Genomic DNA, 18830 nt, shown 5'->3' on the forward strand with positions numbered 1-18830 from the left:
AATGGTATTGTATTACCATTTCAGTGTACCCTGATTAATCGGTAAAATGCACCGTTCCTACAACAAAGTACAAGAACTGAGCAAGCTCGGCGGCTTCTTCCTCCGTCAGCTTAAACGTGAATTCCAAATAACCTTCCTCTTCCAGGTCATCCGGGCCGATAATCGCGGTTTTGCCGAACTGCAAATCGGTTACCAGCTTCTTGCCGTAGAAGCGGCTCGTGGACGTGATGGCAAGATCAAAACGCTTTAAGCTTGGACCGATAAACGTTACATAACGTGTAGATGTATCCTCGGTCGAATCGGACATAAAATCAAAATCTGGCAACAGCATGTTGTATAGCCTCCACTCCATTATTACAATCATTATACAACAACAAAATGCTTGTAATAAAGAAATCATTATGATAGCATGAAAGCAATCGAATCATTGAACGTGAGAGGAAGCACCTCCTTTGCCTTAGGCAGAGGAGGTGCTTTTTTTTGTTTTCTGGCAGTCTCTCTGCCGTTCAATTCATTCGCAATTATCTATTTATTGGAGGATTGAGGTAACCATGCAAATCGTTTTTATGAATACGTTCGAGAAGCCAAGCGATGATCATCAGGTCGTAAGCGCGCAGCTGTCAATCTGCGAGCGTCAGGGCGAATGGGCTGTGCTGTGGGTTGAGGGAGAAGCAAGTAGCGGAAACCCGCAAACCTGGTTTGAAGGGATATCATGGGAGGAAATGATGGTTTCCTTTCGGCATGGCATTGCAAAGGTGATGGGAGAGGGCTTTGTACCAATCATAGACGGTATGCTGGATGATCGCCGTACAACGCCGGGAAGCCTCGGGATGATGCTGCAATGCTATGGCGAGCTGCATGCGAGCGAGGAGCTCTTCGGCGCGCTGAGAGAGTGGCGCCGAACCAAAGCGGCGGCGGAGAAACGCTCGGCCTATCTTATCGCAACCAATAGAATTTTGTGGATGATTAGCGCCTTTGTACCGAAGACGGCGGAAGAGCTTGCCCAAATTCCCGGGTGGGGAAGCACGAAGCACGCCTCCTATGGTCTAGAAGTGTTGGAGATAACGGCACAAGCAAACCGTGAAACGGAATTTCCGCTTCAATGGGTAGTGGAGAAGCTGGATTCGGCAACGTACACCCAGTGGCTCTATAAACAAAAGGAAACTAAATATAAAGCTCAGATGGATCGACATGCAGCCAAAAAACATATTTTAACGACGGTGCAGGAGGGCGGCTCGCTCGAGCAGCTAGGCGCCGAGCTTGCGCTTTCAAGGCGCGAGCTGATGGACCGGATCGAGCAGCTTGAGCTGGAAGGCTATAATGTTGATCCACTCATTGCAAGGGAGTTGATTGATGTGCCTGAAGATGAGCAGCAGCTTGTATGGGCTGCGCTAACCGATGTGGGGGATAAGTATTTAAAGCCGGTGCTTCAGCAGGTATACGGTTCATCGGATGCTTCCCAGCTAAACAAGCCTGTAGATGTTTTGTATGAACGACTGCGCTTGATCAGGCTTCGTTATCGCAGAAGCCTGACAAGCAAAGCCGTATAGTTCTGCTTTATTAAGTAAGCTGAAGATGGGCAGCCGAAGGCTCCACTTGTTAAGGAGCCCTCGTAATGCCTGGCTGGTCAGCCCATACCGTATTTGCAAAGCCGATGGCAGCTCCTGAATCGCAGTTTAAGCCGGTTTCGTAGGAGCGGTTGCCAATTAAAGCTATGGCCGCCTCACGCAGCTGCCGGACATGGATGCGATCCTCTTTCGTATGTTGAGGCCCCTCGTGGGCCCTTAGCCATATGAGGATAGCGCCTAAGACCTCAAGCGCGTCTGACAAAGCATTGTCCCATAACGTCCAGACGCTTTGATCGTGATAGGTGCTGCCGTCAACTGGATCTAGCCATGGCTGCTCTGCTTCATTTAACACATCAAAGGGCAGCGGGCCTCTTTTATACACAAAGGGCTCCATTTGTCCGAAGGTCAGCCTGCGGCGAATGCCGGTCGGATCATGGAATAATCGCTGCGCTTTCGTAAAATCACGGTTTGCTTGGTTCCAATCCTCACGGCGAATATGCGGAGCAAGCTCTGCGTAATACGCCGCAACAATGGATTCGAAAGCGTCTACAATTGGCGGGGGAAAGGCACCTTTCGTATCGATATGCTTCCAAACGGCATTTTTCCACGTTTCAACGCCCCACAGCTTCTTGGCAATTACAGTGTCCATCATAATTTCAAACCGCTGATGATCCCACTTGCGAAACCCAGATTTGCTGAATACATACGGATGCAGGTTCCGATCTAGAATATGATGCAAAACAAAACCAAGCGTATATAAGATGGAGGAATCAGGACGTTTAGGGCAGGCCGGTCGGCCGTTGACACAGTCGAGCATTTCTACGAGGACAGGTCCGCAATTCCGGTTATGCATCTCAGTTCCCAGACGGTTAAGGGCTAAACTGCGCTGCCACGGGAAAAAACGGTGATAAAATAAAAAATCAGGACCTTGGCAGCCCATATTAAATATATTTTTTTGCTCATCGGTTTGCAGAAGCGCGCTTTCTCCAAGCTTTTCAAACACTAGCTGTCCAAAAATAAAATGAGCCCATACGTTAGGCATAGAAGAGCCACCTCCATTCCTACCATCATTCTACAATTTTCAATAAAAAAATATAGTTCTTTAGTTGTATATTATTCATTTATAGTATACTTGTCCTAGTGAATTAAGTATAATATAAATTAAACAAGACAAAGCGCGAATTTTGTCGAAAAGGAGCGTATCTTCATTATGAAGGCAGAGTACATTAACCCGTTTCTTGAATCCGCAAAAATCGTGATTGAGCAAGTCGTTCAAATACGTCCTGCGACCGGAGAGCTAGGTCTTAAGGATATCAAGTTTGTAGAGAACTATATTTGGATTCAAATTGGACTCAACGGACAGATGAACGGTGACATTGTATTCGGGCTTAGCGAAGAAGTAGCTATGAAAATGGTTTCTGCGATGATGGGCGGATACGTTATCTCTGAAATCGACGAAATTGTGAAGAGTGCTATTTCTGAGCTTGGCAATATGATTAGCGGAAATGCCAGCACGATGCTGTTTAACCAAGGCGTTAGAGTTGATATTACGCCGCCGAAGGTTATCCAGTCTGCTCAATCAGCGGGCTTTAGCGCACAAAAGGCGCTGACGATTCCGCTCATTATGGAAGGTATCGGAGAACTTGACATCCAAGTTTTAATCGCATCTTAGCACAGGAATGGCTCCTTAGGGAGCTTTTTTTGCGTCTGTAATGCCAATCAAGTAAACTTGTAAATGGGTGATGTTGGATGTTAAAAGACAAAGTCATTTTTATCTCCGGAGCTTCAAGCGGAATCGGGGCGCTTACGGCAATAAGACTTGCTGAGCGCGGCGCAATCCCTGTGCTGACAGGACGCAACGTCGATAAGCTTAAAGAAATCTCCGGCGCCATTAAAGGCAAGCATTCATACTTTCAAATGGATGTTACCGATAATGAGCAGGTGAAGCAAACGGTAGAAGCCGTCATTGCGAAATACGGTAAAATAGATGTGTTGCTGAACAATGCAGGGTACGGGCAATTCGAGTATTTTATGAGCATGAATGTGGAAAGCTTTGAGCAAATGATGGATACGAACTATATGGGAATTGTTCGCTGCACGAAGGCTGTCATCCCCCATATGGTGAAGCAGGGCGGCGGACAAATTGTGAATATTGCTTCCCTCGCTGGAAAGATAGGCACCGCAAAGTCAACCAGCTATACCGCTACGAAACATGCTGTGCTTGGCTTTACGAATTCGCTCCGAATGGAGCTTCGCGAGCATGGGATACAGGTGTCAGCAGTTAATCCGGGGCCGATCGATACTCCTTTTTTCTCGCTGGCTGATCCTTCCGGCTCTTACGTAAAAAATGTGAATTGGTTTATGATGAAGCCAGAGTACGTTGTCAAACGAATCATTCGTTTGATTGAGCGGAGGAAAGCTGAGCTGGACCTGCCCAAAACAGCTTCTATTGGTATAAAGCTATATCAATTGCTGCCGCGGACGATCGACCTGTTGTTCGGCGGATTGATCAATCGAAAATAAAGGCTTGAATGAGAGAGGATTAAAGAATGAGTAAGTATACTTGGAATGAAATAGGCATTAATGAGCTGCTCGCGGATAAGCTGGCGGCAAACGGAATCGTCGAGCCAACCGACGTACAAGCGGAGACGATACCGATTCTACTAGGCGGAAGCAATGTGTCAGCAAGATCGCAGACGGGTACCGGCAAGACGCTGGCTTATTTGCTGCCGCTGCTTCAAAAGCTGAATTCGCATTCGAACGCGATACAGGCAATTATTTTGGCGCCGACACAAGAGCTGGCTATGCAAATCGTACGCGTTGCGGAGGCTTATGCCGAGCCGATCAACATACGTGTTCAGCAGTTGATCGGAGGGGCGGCCCTAAAGCGCCAAGTGGAGAAGCTTAAGCTTCGCCCGCAGCTCGTTATCGGAACGCCGGGACGCATTCATGAGCTGCTTAAGCTGCGCAAGCTTCGATTGAATGATGTCAATAACGTCGTTATTGATGAAGCGGATCAGGTGTTCCAGCTCGGCTCGACGAAAGAGGTCGAAATAATTTTGCATAGCGTGGGCAAAGATCGGCAGATCGCGTTTTTCTCCGCGACGTATCCCGATCAGATGGCACGCTTTGAAGGACGCTGGATGAAGAATCCGGAGCGCATTCAAATTACGCCGGAGCACCGCGTCTCGCAGACGATTGACAATTATTTTATCGTCAGCGACAAACGGGACAAGACCGATACAGCACGGCGGCTCGTGCGCTTGCTGAATCCGGCTTCTGCGCTGCTATTCCTAAATGATACGGATAACATCTCGAACTGGGAGTCGAAGCTTAGCTACGAGGGCTTCACCGTGGAAGCTCTGTATGGCGATGCAGATAAGCAGCGCCGCGCTGCGACGCTAGCGCGTTTTCGCGATGGGCGCTGCCAGCTGCTGCTCGCGACCGATGTTGCCGCGCGCGGACTGGATATTGAAGGACTGACGCTAGTCGTTCAACTTGATCCGGCGGCGGATGCCGACCATTATGTGCACCGTGCGGGACGTACCGGACGGATGGGACGAGCGGGAACGGTCGTATCCATCGTGACGCCGCAGGAGCTGTTTATTATGGAGAAATTCCGTAAGCAGCTCGGCATCGATTTGTCGGAGCGGACGATGTTCAGAGGAAAGCTGCTGACAGCGGAAGAGCTGAGAGAGGCTACACGGCCATTCGCGGCTCGTCATGAAGCGAAGCTGGCGGAACGTTCGGACGTGCAGCAGGCGAAACGGTCGATTGAGCGCAAGGAAGCTCCGGGTACAGCGAAGGAAGCAAGGCCCGAGGCTGCAATCAAGGGCGCCGCTGCTCCAAAACCGAAGCCGGCAGCCAAGCCGGCTCCCAAAAAAGTAGAGCGCAAGCGCGAAGGCAAGAACAAGGGCGCGCCTAAATGGTTGAAAGCGAAACGCGAAGCCGAGAAGGAACAATAAAATAAAATAAAATTATTTTGACAGCCACCCTCTTAAATCGATCAGCCTCACCCGAAACGTATGGGCGAAGGTAAAAAATGCGGCAAAACCCGCTAATCGAAAAAGGAGTGTGGCTTTCTTAATGAAACAAACAATGTGGAAAAAGACAGCAATTTCCTCGCTTGCGCTGCTAATGCTTGCAGGCGGAGCAACGTCAGCTTTTGCAGATGGCGGTAAAGGTAAAGGACATGACGGAGATCGTGATGATGATAAAGGCCGTCATGAGGACAAGCAGGATAAGAACGATAAGAAAGATAAAGATGGCGACTATAAAGTTACATGGAATTTCAAAGATGAGAATGATTTGAAATGGGCTATGGAATACATCATGCGCCTTGCATCGAAGGGTGTATTCACAGGCTACGAGGACGGCACGTTTAAGCCGAATCAAAAGATTAGCCGCATCGAAACGTTGACTGCAGCCGTCAGATTGATGGGTCTTCGCGCTCAAGCGGAGTCGGCCGAAGAGATGAAAACGGATTTGCAATTCAAGGATGCTAACAAAATCAAAAGCAAATATCCTTGGGCTGTCGGTTACGTAGCTGTCGCGCTTGAAAATGACTTGTTCTCGGAAACGGAAACGGAAGTAAATCCGGAGGCGAATGCAACAAGACTATGGTCGACCATCCTACTAGTTAAAGCGCTTAAACTGGAAGACGAGGCCAAAGCTCTCAATAATACGAAGCTTGACTTCAAGGATGCTAAGGAGATTCCTGCCGGATCTGTCGGTTATGTTGCCCTTGCCCTTAAGAAAGGGATTATTACCGGCTATGATGACAAGCATGGCAAAACATTCCGTCCAAATCAACCGGTTAGCCGCGCAGAGCTCGCCGCGCTGCTTGATCGTACGGATACCGAAATGCCGGATCACGACGCGCAAGCGATCACAGGCAAGCTGAAGGCAGCGCCTGCAAATGGCAGCCTGACGGTAGTAAAAGCGGATAACTCGGAAACAGCATTGGCGATTGATTCGAATGTATTCATTTTCCGCGATGATAAGAAAGCGCCACTAAGCGCACTGCGCGCAGGCGATGAGGTGCTTGTCCGTACGTATCTGAATAAAGTGGTATTCATTGAGGTTACGAAATCGGCCCCTGTCGTTTCTTCATTCTCGGAGCTTGGGTATATTGGTTCGGTTACGTTCAACTCGCAAGCCAAACTGTCGACGATCTCGATTTCCCGAGTTGAAAATTCACAAACCGTTGTCTTCATTTATAACGTTGATTCAAACGTTGCGATTTCCGGTGACGCTTCGCTGCTTAAGGCTGGACAGCTTGTTCAGGTGAAGGGCGATAATAATACGGCAAAATCGATTGAAATCAAATAGTTATAAAATTAAGGAGGCATCACCCGTTGGGGTGATGCCTTTTTTTTGATATTAGGCGAATTATTCGGTATGCTGTTTACTAGTTAAAACAAATTGTGATGCTGAAGGTGATAGGATGGAACCTATTTTACAGGTAAATGGCTTAACAGGCGGCTATAGCCCCAAAAGACCTGTGCTGCATGATATCTCCTTTGAGGTGAAGGCTGGAGAAATGGTAGGCCTTATCGGCCTGAACGGCGCAGGCAAGAGTACGACGATCAAGCATATACTAGGCTTAATGAAGCCGCAGATCGGCGAGGTAAAGGTTGATGGCGTTACGCTGGAGCAAGAAACGGAGCGCTACCGCAGCGCATTTGCTTATGTGCCGGAGACGCCGGTGCTGTTCGATGAGCTGACGGTAGAGGAGCATTTACGTCTGACCGGCATGGCATATAGCGTGCAGGACAAGCACTATGAGGCAAGGGAAGACGAGCTGCTGAACCAGTTTCAGATGATGCCTAAGCGCAAAGCGTTTGCCTCCCACTTATCCAAAGGAATGAAGCAGAAGGTTATGATCATGAACGCGCTGCTGGCTGAGCCGCCTCTGTACATCATCGACGAGCCGTTTCTTGGTCTTGATCCGCTTGGCATTCGCTCCCTTCTTGAGCGGCTGGTCGAGGTGAAGCGCAAAGGGGCCGCTATTTTAATGAGCTCGCATATTTTGGCTACAGTCGAAACGTATTGCGATCGGTTTATCGTCATGCATCACGGCAAAATTGTCGCCTTAGGCACGCTCGAGGACGTCAGGCAAGCTGCCGGGATGGATCTGCGCGGCGGTTCTTTGGAGGATGCCTTCTATAAGCTTGTTACTGGGGGCCAAGCCTAATGACTGCTGAACCTAAGCTTGAGACGATGTGGCTTCAAAGGGCAAAGGCGTTCCGCGAGGAAACGCTGCCTTATTTTCGCTATATGGGGCAAAGCGGCTTTCCGGCATTTATGTCCTTGATCGTGATCTCATCGATTCTTGGCTATATCAACTTGATTCACCATATGCCAGCTAGCTTTCCCATCGCAACAGTCGGCGTTATCGCTTTGACACTTGTCCTGTGCTGGAGTCCGCTTCGAACTTGGCTTGCACTTGGGGACACCGTATTTTTAATGCCGCGCGAAGCGAATATGGGAGGTTACTTAAGACGGTCGTTCCGCTATACAACAAGGGCATGTTTCGTACTCGCTGCACTCGTGTTTCTTCTTTACATGCCGATTTATAATCAAGGTGCTGCCGTTAGCGGGGGATGGCTGCTTGCAGTAGCAGCAGCGGCGCTTAAAGCTGGAAATGTGTGGGGCGCATGGAAAGAGCGCCAGATGACTTGGCCGAGCATGAGACGTCTTATGCGTCTGCTGCGCTGGCTGGCGACAGCTGCCATTCTTACGGCGTGGCTCACTTGCCTGGTATGGCAAGCCGTGTTGTTTTCCTTGCTCGTAGTTGTTCTTTTTGGCTTGCTTTACCGTCTTCCAAGCAAGCATCGTTTTCCTTGGGAGAGGCTGATTGATGAGGAAGCACGGACGCGCAGGCGCTATTATGTTTTTTTTGGACTATTCATAGACGTACCGACCCTTCCATCGAGCATTGCCAAAAGATCCTATTTAACTTGGGTGCTTCGGCTAATTCCCTATTCGAGCCGGAATACGTTTGTTTATCTCTATACGGCATCCATGCTAAGGACGGAAATGGGCGGCATTATTTTGCGGCTGCTCTTTCTCGGCTGCTTGATCATTTATTGGTTTGCCGAGGCGGTGTCGCTGTCCGGGTACGGCGCTGTCATCACCTTTGTTATTTTTATGGGACTAATCGCCGTTCAACTAGGCGGGCTGCGCCATATCCATCGACACTCGGTTTGGAAGCATGTATATCCTCTGCCGGAAAAGCAGCGAATCGAGCAATATTTGAAGGTTGACCGAATGGTCATGCTGATTTGTGCGGCGCTGCTCTGGCTATTTGTCGCTCTGCCGTTAGCCTTATCGGGGGTTTATGCTCCTTCGCTGGTTGCGGCGGCAGCAGCGCTCCTGTATTTGGTTATTCGGCCAGGTCGGCTGCGCAGGAAGCTCAGCTTGGATGAGGATGAGGATTAACAAAAAAAAGAACCCCCTAAGGAGCGTCGTCAGTTAGACATGCTGCTTAGGGGGTTTTTCGATGTTCGGATTCTGCAATGGCCGCTAGTGTGCGGCGTTTGCTTATTATACGTTTTGAGCGATCAATTCATTAACAGCTTTGAAGATCGTATCGAACAGCTCTTCGAGGTTTTCTTCCTCGATGCAGGAGAAGGCAACGCGCAGGTCGGTCTCGCCTAGAGCGATCGTACCGATGCCATATTCGTTCAACAAACGGACACGTACCGCTTCAGCCGTTACTTGGCTCAGCTTGAGGCACATAAAGTAACCGGAGTTGAATGGATAATAGCCCCATACATCGCCGTATCGGCCGCTGTCGAGCAACGATTTGACCCGGTTGGCACGGCGCTTCATGATCTCGTATTTTTCTGCTTTTTGAGCTTCGAACTCAGGCGATTTCAAAGCGTGCAATACGAACGTTTGCGACGGATGAGGGCCGCTGGAGATCGTAGCGCGAATGATGCCGGTCGTTTTTTGCTCTAGCGCAGCTAAAACGGATGCCGAAGCTGAAGCGTAAGTGATGAAGCCCACGCGGAAGCCCCATACGTATTCTTCTTTTGTTGCGCCGTCAACTTTAACTGCAAGGACGCGCGGGTGAAGGTCGGCAAGCTTGGAGAACAGAGACTCCTGCAAGGAATCCTCGAAGAACAAACCAAAATAAGCATCGTCGGTTACAGCTACAACATTGATTCCTGCTTCCGCGGCATCACGGATCGCAGCGATAATCTCGTCGCCTTCCGTAGGTCCTGGCGTGTAGCCCGTAGGGTTGTTCGGGAAATTCAGCACGACGATCGCTTTCCCTTTATCCTTCTGAGCAAGCAATGCCTCGCGCAAGCCAGCGCTGTTGAAGCGGGTTTGATCATTATAGAGCGGGTATTCTACGATTTCGGCACCGCGGCGGATACCAAATGTCAGCTCGTAGTTTTCCCAGTTTTTATTTGGAATGACAACAGCATCGCCAGCATCTGCGAACAAATCGGCTACAATGCTAAGGCCATGCGTCAGTGCGTTCGTAACTACAGGATTGCCGAAACCTTTTGATTCAAGGGAAGGATTATCCTTAATCATCTTCGTACGCCAAGCAGCGCGAAGCTCGGGCTTCCCGCCTGGCGGCGCATATTCATATATATCTTTCGGATTGTAGGCAGAGAGCGTATCCTGGATGACCTTAAGGTGCATCGGCTGTCCGCCTTCTGTTGCAATACCGATCGTAGCGTTAAATTTAGTTGCTTTCGTCTTCGCTTCGGCGGACTGACTGAGTATGCCCTCTTTTGGAAAATAAATCGCTTTGCCTAAGGTTGACAACATCGCATAGACGTTCGGACTCTCCGATTGCAACGTCTCGTTTAACTGCTGAGCAAGTGGGTTCATGGACTTTATTCCATCCTTCCGAAATCATTCATTTGAAATGAGTATAATCAGGCGTTAGCCGTTTACGCTTGTCGGGTGCTATTATAACATTTTTTTAAAGCTGCAAACCATTCTCAAACCAAAATTTTTCGTAATTTTTGGGCAGCTTGTACAAAAGTTTGGTGCTGTTGTATGATAACGGCATAGATTAGCACAGGAGGTTGCTCTATGCTGCACATTTCGCCTGAATCGTTCATCCTGTTACCTGCGTTTGCAAAAATCGTATGCGAGCCGGGTTGGAGATGGGCGAGACGCGAGAAGCCGATGGCCAATTTTGATTTATTTTACGTATGGAGCGGCGAAGGGGAAGTAGAAGTCAATGGCACCCTCTATCAGGTAGGACCGGGGAGCTGTTTCCTGTTCAGGCCAAACGATTACACAAGTGCTACCCATAATCCGCAGAAGCCGCTCGTATTATCCTACATTCATTTTGCCATTAACGAAACGATCGATGCCGTACCGAATCGGTACAGGCAATTAAGCGATACTGTCGATTTCGAATATATGCTTTCCCGTTATGTAAGGCTGTTCCTTGTACAGACTTATGCGGCGGAGGAAGAGGCGCAGCTTGTTCTCAAGCAGCTGATGATTCATCTGCTCAGAGAGGACAAGCAGCTGCCGGTAGAGAAGAAGGCAAGCAATCAGCTCACGGAAGCCATTCACGAGGTGGCTAACTTTGTTCGGCAAAACCCGAGCATCGCCCACCGGGTAGAGGATCTTGCGATGCGCGCGCAGCTTTCGCCAAGGTATTTTTCGATGAAGTTCAAGGAGCTGATCGGGATGTCGGTGCAAACGTATATGATTCGTACAAGAATCGAGCGGGCGCAGCATTTGCTCATGCATGCAGGGATGAATGTGACAGAGGTAGCGGATGCGCTTGGCTATCGCGATATTTTTTTCTTCAGCCGTCAATTCAAGCAGTATACGGGACGCAGCCCGTCAGAAATTCGGTAAGTAATAAGGATGCGCTGCTGCTCATCTGATCGCGCGCAAAAGAGGCTGTCTTTCAAGGTCAATGACCTCGGAAGACAGCCTCTTTATTTGCGTCAACGCGCTTCGTATGCTAATTGTCTTGAAGGGCCCCCAAACGCTCGCCCATTCGAACCTTCATCCCTAGCAGGCCGTTATCGCGCGGGGTAAACGTTCCATCCTCAAGCAGCAGCACGACGGTAGAGCCAAATTCGAAATAGGCCAGCTCCTCGCCCTTGACCATTTCAGGTTTCAACGGCTGTACGTATTGAATGCTGCTCACATTCATGGCTCCTACTTTGACGACAGCCGTCTCTCCAGCAGAATGCTGCATGTACGTAATCAGCCGCTCGTTGCGGCTTAGCACTCTGCGCATATGGCGCAGCCCAAAGTCATTTACGGGATACACTCTGCCGAGAACATGCTCGCGCTCCACAATCCGCCCGCTGACAGGGGTGTGAATGCGGTGATAATCCGTCGGACTTAAATAGAGGACGATATAATAGCCATTCATATAATTAGCCGTTCGCGGGGAACGGTTAAGAAGCTCTTCGATCGTGTAGTCCTGACCTTTGACGTTGACGATTGTACCGCTGCTTATCGGCCCTGCTCCCGTGATAAGAGCATCAACGGGACTTACGAGCGAGTCAATGCCCTCGTGAATCTCGCGAAGCCCAGGCTTCAACCGCCGAGTGAAAAATTCATTTAATGTCATATATTGGGATAGAGGTTTTTCTGCTTCCTCGATCTTAATGCCGTATGTCTTAGCAAACCGGGAAATAAAAGGGCGGCTGGCAGCCGATTGCGCGAATCTTCCGGTTAAGCTGGATATCCATTTGCGCGAACTTAATTCTGTCATCGAACGAAGCAGCCATTTTGTCATACGTGAACCGTCACGTCCTTTCCTGCAAGGGGCAATTAGTCCTAACACCCACCACACAGTGTGACATATTCGGTTCTAATTTTCAATACGCTGCGGAATTCCTTTTGCTCGCTTTCATTAATAGGACGGCGGCTGCCGCTGCCAGGACTGCTGCGCCGATCCATGCTGCGAGGCTAACCTCGGGCTGCTGCCCCTGCTTAACCGCAATTGCGATAAACGACCAAATGAATACAAGGATGATAGCGGCATCTTGATATTTGAAGCCGATGACAAGAGCAAGCAGGCTGGCTGCGGCTATCAGGATAACGGTCCAAGCAATGTCTGTCATGAGGGGGCCATTCCTTCCGGCAGCATACAAGACGACCGCGATGTTCACAATCGTTGCGGTGCAAATCCAGCCAAGGTATATGCTGAATGGAAGCCAAACCAAAAAACGTTCGCCGCGAGCCGGTGAAGGCTTATCCCTTCGAACGGCGGTATAAATGGCAATAAGCGATAGGAGAAGCGCTAGCATGATGAAAACGCTGGCCGTCAGCTTCTCATAATGCCAGGCGAGGATCCAAGCGCAATTGAAGAGACAGCTGATTAAAAACCACGGCCCGATGCTCTGAACGATTTTGCTGCTTGCGGCCTGCTGCCTAAGCTGATAAGCGACGAATCCGATTAAGAGCAGGTAGATGACGGACCAAATGGAGAAAGCGTAAGGCGCAGGCGTGATCAGCACGGGATACTTAGCGGATAACTCTCCGGTCGTTTGGCCGTTAATCGGCAGCCATTCTGCCAGTCCATTCACAATAAGCACGGCAGCGAGGCCGATGACGTTCAACCATCGAAAATGATTTTTCATAGCAAACCCTCCATCCAGATGGATTTCAATCTTTTATCATATGTAAACAACCTGTATGCTATTTATTCATCTTGTCTGTTTTTCATGCAGTGAGCTTAGGTTTAAGCCGCGCTAAAATAACCGAACCTGATTCTAGAGGTGAAGGACATGATGATCATGATCGGTGCAGGACTTGCGGTTGGTTCTGCATTAATAGCATGGATTAGCAAAATGAGCGGCACAATCAGCCGTATTTTTGACGGGATAGCCGTAGCAGCGGCTTTTTTGTTTTTTGTTGTGTCGGCAGACGCCGTTTTGGGGACGATTGCGGACGGCACGTTATTTATGACAGAGGTGCACCGCGTGCTTGAGAATCCCGTTTTTCTCGCAAGCGGCGCCTATCTCGGACCTTATGCGATCGGGAGAATCGCGATGCTTCCCGCTTCGCTTTTCAGCTATAAGTAACCTTTCCATCCCGGTACGTGAATTCATTTACGCTGTTCCTGATTAAGGTGAAGAACCGTAGAAACCTGCGTTCAAGCTTGCGATGCTTTCCCCTATTCCAGTATGATAAGAGCAGACTTTGAAGGGGGATTTGGATCATGAGCGAACATAAGCTTCAAGTGCCTGAGGCTGTCATATTTGATATGGATGGAACGTTGTTTGAAACGGATACGCTGCTTGTGCCCGTGCATCACCGCGTGTTCGAGACGCTTCGGGAGGAGGGGCTCTACGAGCATGAGACGCCGCCAGTGGAACGTTTGCTCAGCTGCCTAGGCATGCTGCTGGAAGATATTTGGCGTCAGGTTATGCCGGACAGCTCGGAGGCTGCGCGTCAGCGTGCGGATGTTCTGCTGCTCCAATACGAGATGGAAGGTTTGATCCGAGGAGAAGGCCGGCTGTATCCTTATGTCGAAGAGACGCTGCGCGAGCTGAAGGATCGCGGGGTGAAGCTGTTTGTGGCAAGCAATGGGCTAGAGGATTATGTGAAGGGTGTCGCACGTCACAGAGGCATTGCCGAGCTATTTGACGGTTTGTACAGCGCGGGAGAGTACGCAACGGCAAGCAAGGTCGATCTGGTAGCACGTCTGCTCAAGGATCATGGTGTTAAATCCGCTTGGATGGTCGGCGACCGTTCATCGGATGTTGAAGCTGGAAAAGGAAATGGCCTCCAAACGATCGGCTGCGCATACGCGACCTATGGCCGGGCGGCAGAGCTTGACGGTGCGGATGTGCTGATTGCCGATTTCAGAGAGCTTGCTCGCTTATTGGATCAACAATAGTACTTGAACGGCTATAACCTGTAATCATGTTCGATGTCTTCAATAACGTTTTCTCAGAAAGCCAAAGAAAAAAACCTGCCAAGGAGCGGCGCTTATGCGCTGCTCCTTGGCAGGTACATGCTTGATTATTGTTGCGTTTCCTTCGATCCATCTAGCTCGGCAGCCAGCTTCATTAATGGTTGTGGAGCGTCAGCAGCATGCGCGTCGTTTCTCTCGAATCGAAGCGTCGGTTTGCCTGTCGGGCCTCTGTGCATCGATACGGCTGTCATGCCAAGGCGAAAGCAAAGCGCCATGCTGGCCGTATTGTCAGTCGCCACGTTGCAGGCAAGCTTCCCAAGGCGCGCTATCATCGCTTGAACGAGGGCGCTGCCGACTCCAAGGCTCCTTGCTTCGGGATGAACAACGACCATGCAGGCTCCCTCGCCGCCGTCCTCGGCAAAGCCAAAGCCGGCGATGCGGCTGCTATGCTTTGCGATCACAGCAACTGCGCCAAATGTTCCGTTGCGAGCTTCTTTAAGTAAGGAACCGTCCAGCTTGCGAAGCGCATGTATGGTAGAGACAGCGAGCCGCTTATCCCCAAAACGGATGGCAAAGCCGATAAGTCTTTTTTGCTCCAGCAACCAACCCTCTGGTGTAAGCAGCTCCAGCTCCATGTTACGCGCCTCCCGCTTTTTCCGATTTCATTCTAGCCAAATAAGCTCCGTAATGAAAAATGCGTTCCAACGATTTTTGACGAATATGAGGTTCATCAAATTTCATGGGTTTAGAATTCGCTTCGAAAAACCACATGTTTCCGACGCTGTCTATACCCAGATCCATCGACATCTCGCCGAGTAGCTGCCCGGATGCCCGCTCGATTTGTTTGGCGATGAGCACCGCTGTGTTTTTGGCCTTTATTAACAATTTACGCGCTTGCTCCTCATTAAATGAGTTGACAAGCAGCTTCTCAGGATCTTCGATCATGCCGCCCCGCGGCACATGGGTAGTTATGCTAGAGGCTCCGGCTATCCGGGCGCCAATGCCTGTAATGTCCCACTGGCCGCGCTGGTTTTTTTGCACCAGCGCGCGCAGGTCGAATCTTCGTTCGTTGAAGGAGGCCAAATCGATGCCCTGCTGGGCGATGTAGGCTTCCCCTCCGCTCTGCTTTTGAATCCGGCTCCACAGCTTATTGATCGAAGAGCATTGATAGGTGGCGCTCTTTTTGTTTTCTTGAATTTTTAACCGATAGGGCTGCTGCGTCTCGGCTTCGACCTTAATGGTCATGATGCCTTTGCCGGCTTTCCCGCTCTCAGGTTTTAAATACAAGTAAGAATGTTTGCGCATCATTCGGCCAAGACCCGTTACCGTTATTAGCTTGCGCGTTGTTGGAATGTAGGGTTTGGTCGACTTTGAGAGCCGCAGCCATTCGAAGAGATCCCATTTGTTGAAGAAGGATGGATTAAAGAGCTTCACATGCGGATGCTTATGGCAAGCCTCAATCTTTTGCCTGACGGCAGGCAGCTCTTCATCCTCCCTAAGCGGTATGCGGTTGTAAATAATGTCGGGAAACGGGAGAAGACGCTGCTGCCAGCTGTCATTCTCCGCGCTGTATACGAAACCCTTTAGGCTGTTCCTCGTTAGAAGAAGGTTTTTGACCGTCACTACATAGACAATAAACCCCATAGATTGACCGGTACGAATCAAATCGGCGAAGTTGCTGCGATTGCCTCGGAAGAGCTGAGCGTCATCATCTATCGTCAAAATAGCCAGTACGGTCCTGCCAGCTCGCATTCCTTTTATGTCATGATCCTCTGAATGCTTGCTGTCCATCAGTCATTACCTCCCTGGCCATGAAAACGGCTAAGGTACATGCAGTGTTCAAAAATATAAGATATCGAAGCGCGACCCTCCGAGCGAAGCGCAGGATGCTTGAATATCGAACGGCCTGGCTTAGCGTTAGCCTCAAACATCCATATTTCTCCGTCTTTATCGATGCCAATATCCAGACCCAGCTCGCCTAGCCGATGCGGATAATTGCGTTCGATCGCTTCGGATAGCTTGATGGCTGTTTTTTTCGCTTTTTCAAGCACGGTGCTTGACTGTGCACCGAATGTTTTCTCAAGCGCCTGCTCCGGTGTCATAAGCGAGCCGCCGTTTTTCACATGTGTCGTTACGCTGCCGCGGCCGGCCTTCTTCGCGCCAATGCCTGCTGGCACCCATTCGTTTTTGCCGTTCTTATGCATATGAAAGCGGAAATCGAGCGGGCAGCCGTCGATCTCAACGAGCCTGATCCCTTGCTGAACGACATAGTGATTGAGATTATGGCCATGCTTCGTTTGCAGCATCCGCATCAAGCTGCTGAAGTTCGAGAAACGAAGCAGCACGTTTTGGCTGCCCTTGCGGTACCGTGCGAAATAACCGCGTTTTGGATGATAGGTCAGTCTGTATATGCCTATTCCAAGGCTGCCTGCGGTCGGTTTGAAATAAAGGAACTGATGTTTTTCGAGCATTTCCTTAATTTGGTCCAAGGTTGGTCCGGATGCGGATTCCGGCAAATGAACCAATGCTTCGGGATCTTTATCCAGAAGCTTGTAAACGTCGGCTTTATTAAAGAAGCTCCAGTTGAAAAAAGGGATTTTACGGCGCACGAAGCGCTCGCGCAGCGCGTTGATCGAGGCGGAAGTTTCCGCCTTGCGGTTCGGAAGGCGGTTGTAAACGACGTCCGGAAGCGGTACGATCTTGCGGTACCAGCCGCCCTGCGAGTCAAGAAAATAGCCGTTGACCGTTTCCTGCTGCCAATTGATATCATGCGGAGTAAAGCCAAAAAGGTAGGCTTTGGACTCTCCGGTGCGGATGATCTGTTTAATGAAATTCGTTCTTCCGCCAAAAGGATTGCTTTCTGAGCGTATGCCATTATCGCTTAGGATGCCGACAAGCGGACCGAGTTGCACCTCGTTGTCGCCGGTGTTCAGCACGTATACATTGCCGGATTTCGGCACTCTAATGGACTGCCGTATCCCTGATGACAAGTACAAATGATTGCCTGGCCGGTTCAACTGCTTGATTTCAGCTGTAATGACTTCTTTGCCCAGCTTGAGGTGAACCGACTTTTTGCCTGAAAGCTTCAGATGCTTTAACAGAGGGCTGGACAAATATACGATATTATTAGACTGCTGTGAGAAATGTACGTTACAAGTTGTCAAACTCATCGATGAACCTCCTGAACGTTGAAAGGCCGTAATTGGTTGTCGGATCTTGTTAAACGGTGACGGCCGTTTGTGGATTCATTGGCTGCAAAGTACGGGGACAAGCGCCTGGACAATAAGCGTGCATATAAGAGTGGTCTTTCGATTGACAGCCGCGCGGCCTCTAGGTCACTAATGATTCGAAAGGAAGAACGGCCTGGCTTCGAATTGGCTTCAATCAGCCAAATTTGACCGCTTGGCTCAATGCCATAATCTAATCCGAGCTCGGCAAATCTGCCAAATTTGCTTTCAAGACGTTCCGCTGTTTGCTTGCTTATTGTATGGATCTGCTCTAGCAAACGTTCGGCTTTTTGCTTGCCAAATTTGGCAGTGATCAGCTGAGCAGCCGGGCGGGCGTCGCCGCCGCCGTGCAGATTGGATGTTAGAGAGCCCGCTTGCCCGGTACGAGAGACTACCCCGGTCAGCGACCATTTTCCTGTGTGATCCTTCTGCATAAGTGTTCTTACGTCAAAAGGCTTGCCGTCCTCATCGTTAAGCGAAAGGTAAGGCTGAAGCAGGTAGGATGAGCGGTTGATAAAGCGGTTTATCCAGTGCTCCAATTCGCTATCCTCCGTAAATGTCATCGAGAAAGAACGGTTCTGGCGGGTTCGCCCATTCACCTTCGTTGCTCGGCTGAGCGGACAACGCTTGATATGCAATATCCCTCTGCCCTGCATGCCGGCTGATGGCTTAAGCACGATGCCGTCGATATGCCGATCAGCCATCTGTTTGACCTGATTTGCAGATTGATAGGGGATCGTTGCAGGCATATGCTTCGCAAGCAAGGAATCTGTTTTAAGTGCGTCAAAGACGTCAAGCTTAGCCGGAAGAGTGCCGTTAAGCATCAAAAAAGGTTTCTTCTGCGATAACCTGTTCAGCATGCTTTGGCAGCGGGTTCGCTGATTAGCTTCGGTGAAGAAGCATCGATCATAGATAATATCCGGCAATGGAACTTGCTGCCATGCCCAGCGGCCTTGCTCATAGCAATAACCATACAGCTGCCCAGATTTCGGCTGCAGGCTTTCTTCTGAGAATACATAGACATGAATGCCAAGCGGTTTGCCGGCCATGCTGAGCGCTTGGCAGAAGCGGGGTTCCGGCAAGGCGGGCTCCGATTCACGTTCCAAGGGTTTCCGGTTGATCGATGCGACGACGATTCCGAGTATAACCATTCGAGCCTGCATA

At 49.9% G+C, this 18830-nt stretch carries 19 protein-coding genes; 10 read left to right on the forward strand and 9 right to left on the reverse strand.

Features of this window, described 5'->3' with window-relative positions:
- Positions 1–34 precede the first annotated feature (34 nt).
- Positions 35–331: a DUF3055 domain-containing protein gene (locus tag A7975_RS18340; RefSeq protein WP_176707761.1), complete on the reverse strand. Its 297-nt coding sequence runs from the start codon at positions 329–331 to the stop codon at positions 35–37.
- A 220-nt stretch (positions 332–551) separates the two neighbouring features.
- Here A7975_RS18340 and A7975_RS18345 point away from each other — a divergent pair, with 220 nt between their 5' ends.
- Positions 552–1550 carry an HRDC domain-containing protein gene (locus A7975_RS18345; protein ID WP_065386074.1) on the forward strand — a complete coding sequence of 333 codons (999 nt, stop codon included), beginning with the start codon at positions 552–554 and terminating at the stop codon, positions 1548–1550.
- A 49-nt stretch (positions 1551–1599) separates the two neighbouring features.
- Here A7975_RS18345 and A7975_RS18350 read toward each other — a convergent pair whose 3' ends face one another.
- Entirely contained in the window at positions 1600–2610 is a 1011-nt protein-coding gene (locus A7975_RS18350; protein ID WP_065386075.1) for a zinc dependent phospholipase C family protein, read from the reverse strand.
- Positions 2611–2778: 168 nt separating this feature from the next.
- On the opposite strand from A7975_RS18350, the gene A7975_RS18355 reads away from it, so the two are divergent.
- The 6 genes from A7975_RS18355 (at position 2779) to A7975_RS18380 (ending at position 9011) form a co-directional block, all read left to right on the forward strand.
- Entirely contained in the window at positions 2779–3240 is a 462-nt protein-coding gene (locus A7975_RS18355; protein WP_053374694.1) for a chemotaxis protein CheX, read from the forward strand.
- Between the two features lie 77 nt (positions 3241–3317).
- Positions 3318–4091, forward strand: a complete 774-nt coding sequence (locus tag A7975_RS18360; protein WP_053374695.1) for an SDR family NAD(P)-dependent oxidoreductase — start codon at positions 3318–3320, stop codon at positions 4089–4091.
- A 26-nt stretch (positions 4092–4117) separates the two neighbouring features.
- Positions 4118–5533, forward strand: coding sequence for a DEAD/DEAH box helicase (locus A7975_RS18365; RefSeq protein ID WP_065386076.1), 1416 nt, complete (start codon positions 4118–4120; stop codon positions 5531–5533).
- Between the two features lie 121 nt (positions 5534–5654).
- The gene (locus A7975_RS18370; RefSeq protein ID WP_053374697.1) at positions 5655–6899 is read left to right on the forward strand and encodes an S-layer homology domain-containing protein; all 1245 of its coding nucleotides are present in this window, start codon (positions 5655–5657) and stop codon (positions 6897–6899) included.
- A gap of 115 nt (positions 6900–7014) precedes the next feature.
- Positions 7015–7764, forward strand: coding sequence for an ABC transporter ATP-binding protein (locus A7975_RS18375; RefSeq protein WP_053374698.1), 750 nt, complete (start codon positions 7015–7017; stop codon positions 7762–7764).
- Positions 7764–9011, forward strand: a complete 1248-nt coding sequence (locus tag A7975_RS18380; protein WP_065386077.1) for an ABC transporter permease — start codon at positions 7764–7766, stop codon at positions 9009–9011. The genes A7975_RS18375 and A7975_RS18380 overlap by 1 nt, the downstream gene beginning before the upstream one ends.
- Before the next feature lie 105 nt (positions 9012–9116).
- On the opposite strand, the gene A7975_RS18385 is transcribed toward A7975_RS18380, so the two are convergent.
- Positions 9117–10421, reverse strand: coding sequence for an aminotransferase class I/II-fold pyridoxal phosphate-dependent enzyme (locus A7975_RS18385; RefSeq protein WP_053374700.1), 1305 nt, complete (start codon positions 10419–10421; stop codon positions 9117–9119).
- A 207-nt stretch (positions 10422–10628) separates the two neighbouring features.
- Here A7975_RS18385 and A7975_RS18390 point away from each other — a divergent pair, with 207 nt between their 5' ends.
- Positions 10629–11414: a helix-turn-helix domain-containing protein gene (locus tag A7975_RS18390; protein ID WP_053374701.1), complete on the forward strand. Its 786-nt coding sequence runs from the start codon at positions 10629–10631 to the stop codon at positions 11412–11414.
- Positions 11415–11523: 109 nt separating this feature from the next.
- Here A7975_RS18390 and asd read toward each other — a convergent pair whose 3' ends face one another.
- Together asd and A7975_RS18400 are read right to left on the reverse strand one after the other, a co-directional pair.
- Complete coding sequence (asd, locus tag A7975_RS18395; protein ID WP_065386078.1) at positions 11524–12312, reverse strand: archaetidylserine decarboxylase; 789 nt, start codon at positions 12310–12312, stop codon at positions 11524–11526.
- A gap of 82 nt (positions 12313–12394) precedes the next feature.
- Positions 12395–13159, reverse strand: a complete 765-nt coding sequence (locus A7975_RS18400; RefSeq protein ID WP_065386079.1) for a tryptophan-rich sensory protein — start codon at positions 13157–13159, stop codon at positions 12395–12397.
- Between the two features lie 147 nt (positions 13160–13306).
- Between A7975_RS18400 and A7975_RS18405 the strand changes: the two genes are divergently transcribed.
- Together A7975_RS18405 and A7975_RS18410 are read left to right on the forward strand one after the other, a co-directional pair.
- On the forward strand, positions 13307–13603 hold the full coding sequence (locus A7975_RS18405) for a hypothetical protein (RefSeq protein WP_053374704.1): 297 nt from the start codon (positions 13307–13309) through the stop codon (positions 13601–13603).
- A gap of 137 nt (positions 13604–13740) precedes the next feature.
- On the forward strand, positions 13741–14421 hold the full coding sequence (locus tag A7975_RS18410) for an HAD family hydrolase (RefSeq protein ID WP_065386080.1): 681 nt from the start codon (positions 13741–13743) through the stop codon (positions 14419–14421).
- A gap of 125 nt (positions 14422–14546) precedes the next feature.
- On the opposite strand, the gene A7975_RS18415 is transcribed toward A7975_RS18410, so the two are convergent.
- From A7975_RS18415 to A7975_RS18430, 4 genes are read right to left on the reverse strand one after another with little or no spacing between them, the layout of a single operon-like run.
- Positions 14547–15074: a GNAT family N-acetyltransferase gene (locus A7975_RS18415; RefSeq protein ID WP_053374706.1), complete on the reverse strand. Its 528-nt coding sequence runs from the start codon at positions 15072–15074 to the stop codon at positions 14547–14549.
- 1 nt (position 15075) lies between these two features.
- Positions 15076–16230 carry a YheC/YheD family endospore coat-associated protein gene (locus A7975_RS18420; protein WP_053374707.1) on the reverse strand — a complete coding sequence of 385 codons (1155 nt, stop codon included), beginning with the start codon at positions 16228–16230 and terminating at the stop codon, positions 15076–15078.
- Positions 16230–17609, reverse strand: a complete 1380-nt coding sequence (locus A7975_RS18425; protein WP_053374708.1) for a YheC/YheD family endospore coat-associated protein — start codon at positions 17607–17609, stop codon at positions 16230–16232. Before A7975_RS18425 ends, A7975_RS18420 begins: the two co-directional genes overlap by 1 nt.
- Complete coding sequence (locus A7975_RS18430) at positions 17606–18829, reverse strand: YheC/YheD family endospore coat-associated protein (RefSeq protein ID WP_065386081.1); 1224 nt, start codon at positions 18827–18829, stop codon at positions 17606–17608. The genes A7975_RS18425 and A7975_RS18430 overlap by 4 nt, the downstream gene beginning before the upstream one ends.
- Between the last annotated feature and the right edge of the window lies 1 nt (position 18830).

This window comes from Bacillus sp. FJAT-26390, assembly GCF_001682865.1.
In the GTDB taxonomy this organism is placed as follows: domain Bacteria; phylum Bacillota; class Bacilli; order Paenibacillales; family Paenibacillaceae; genus Pristimantibacillus.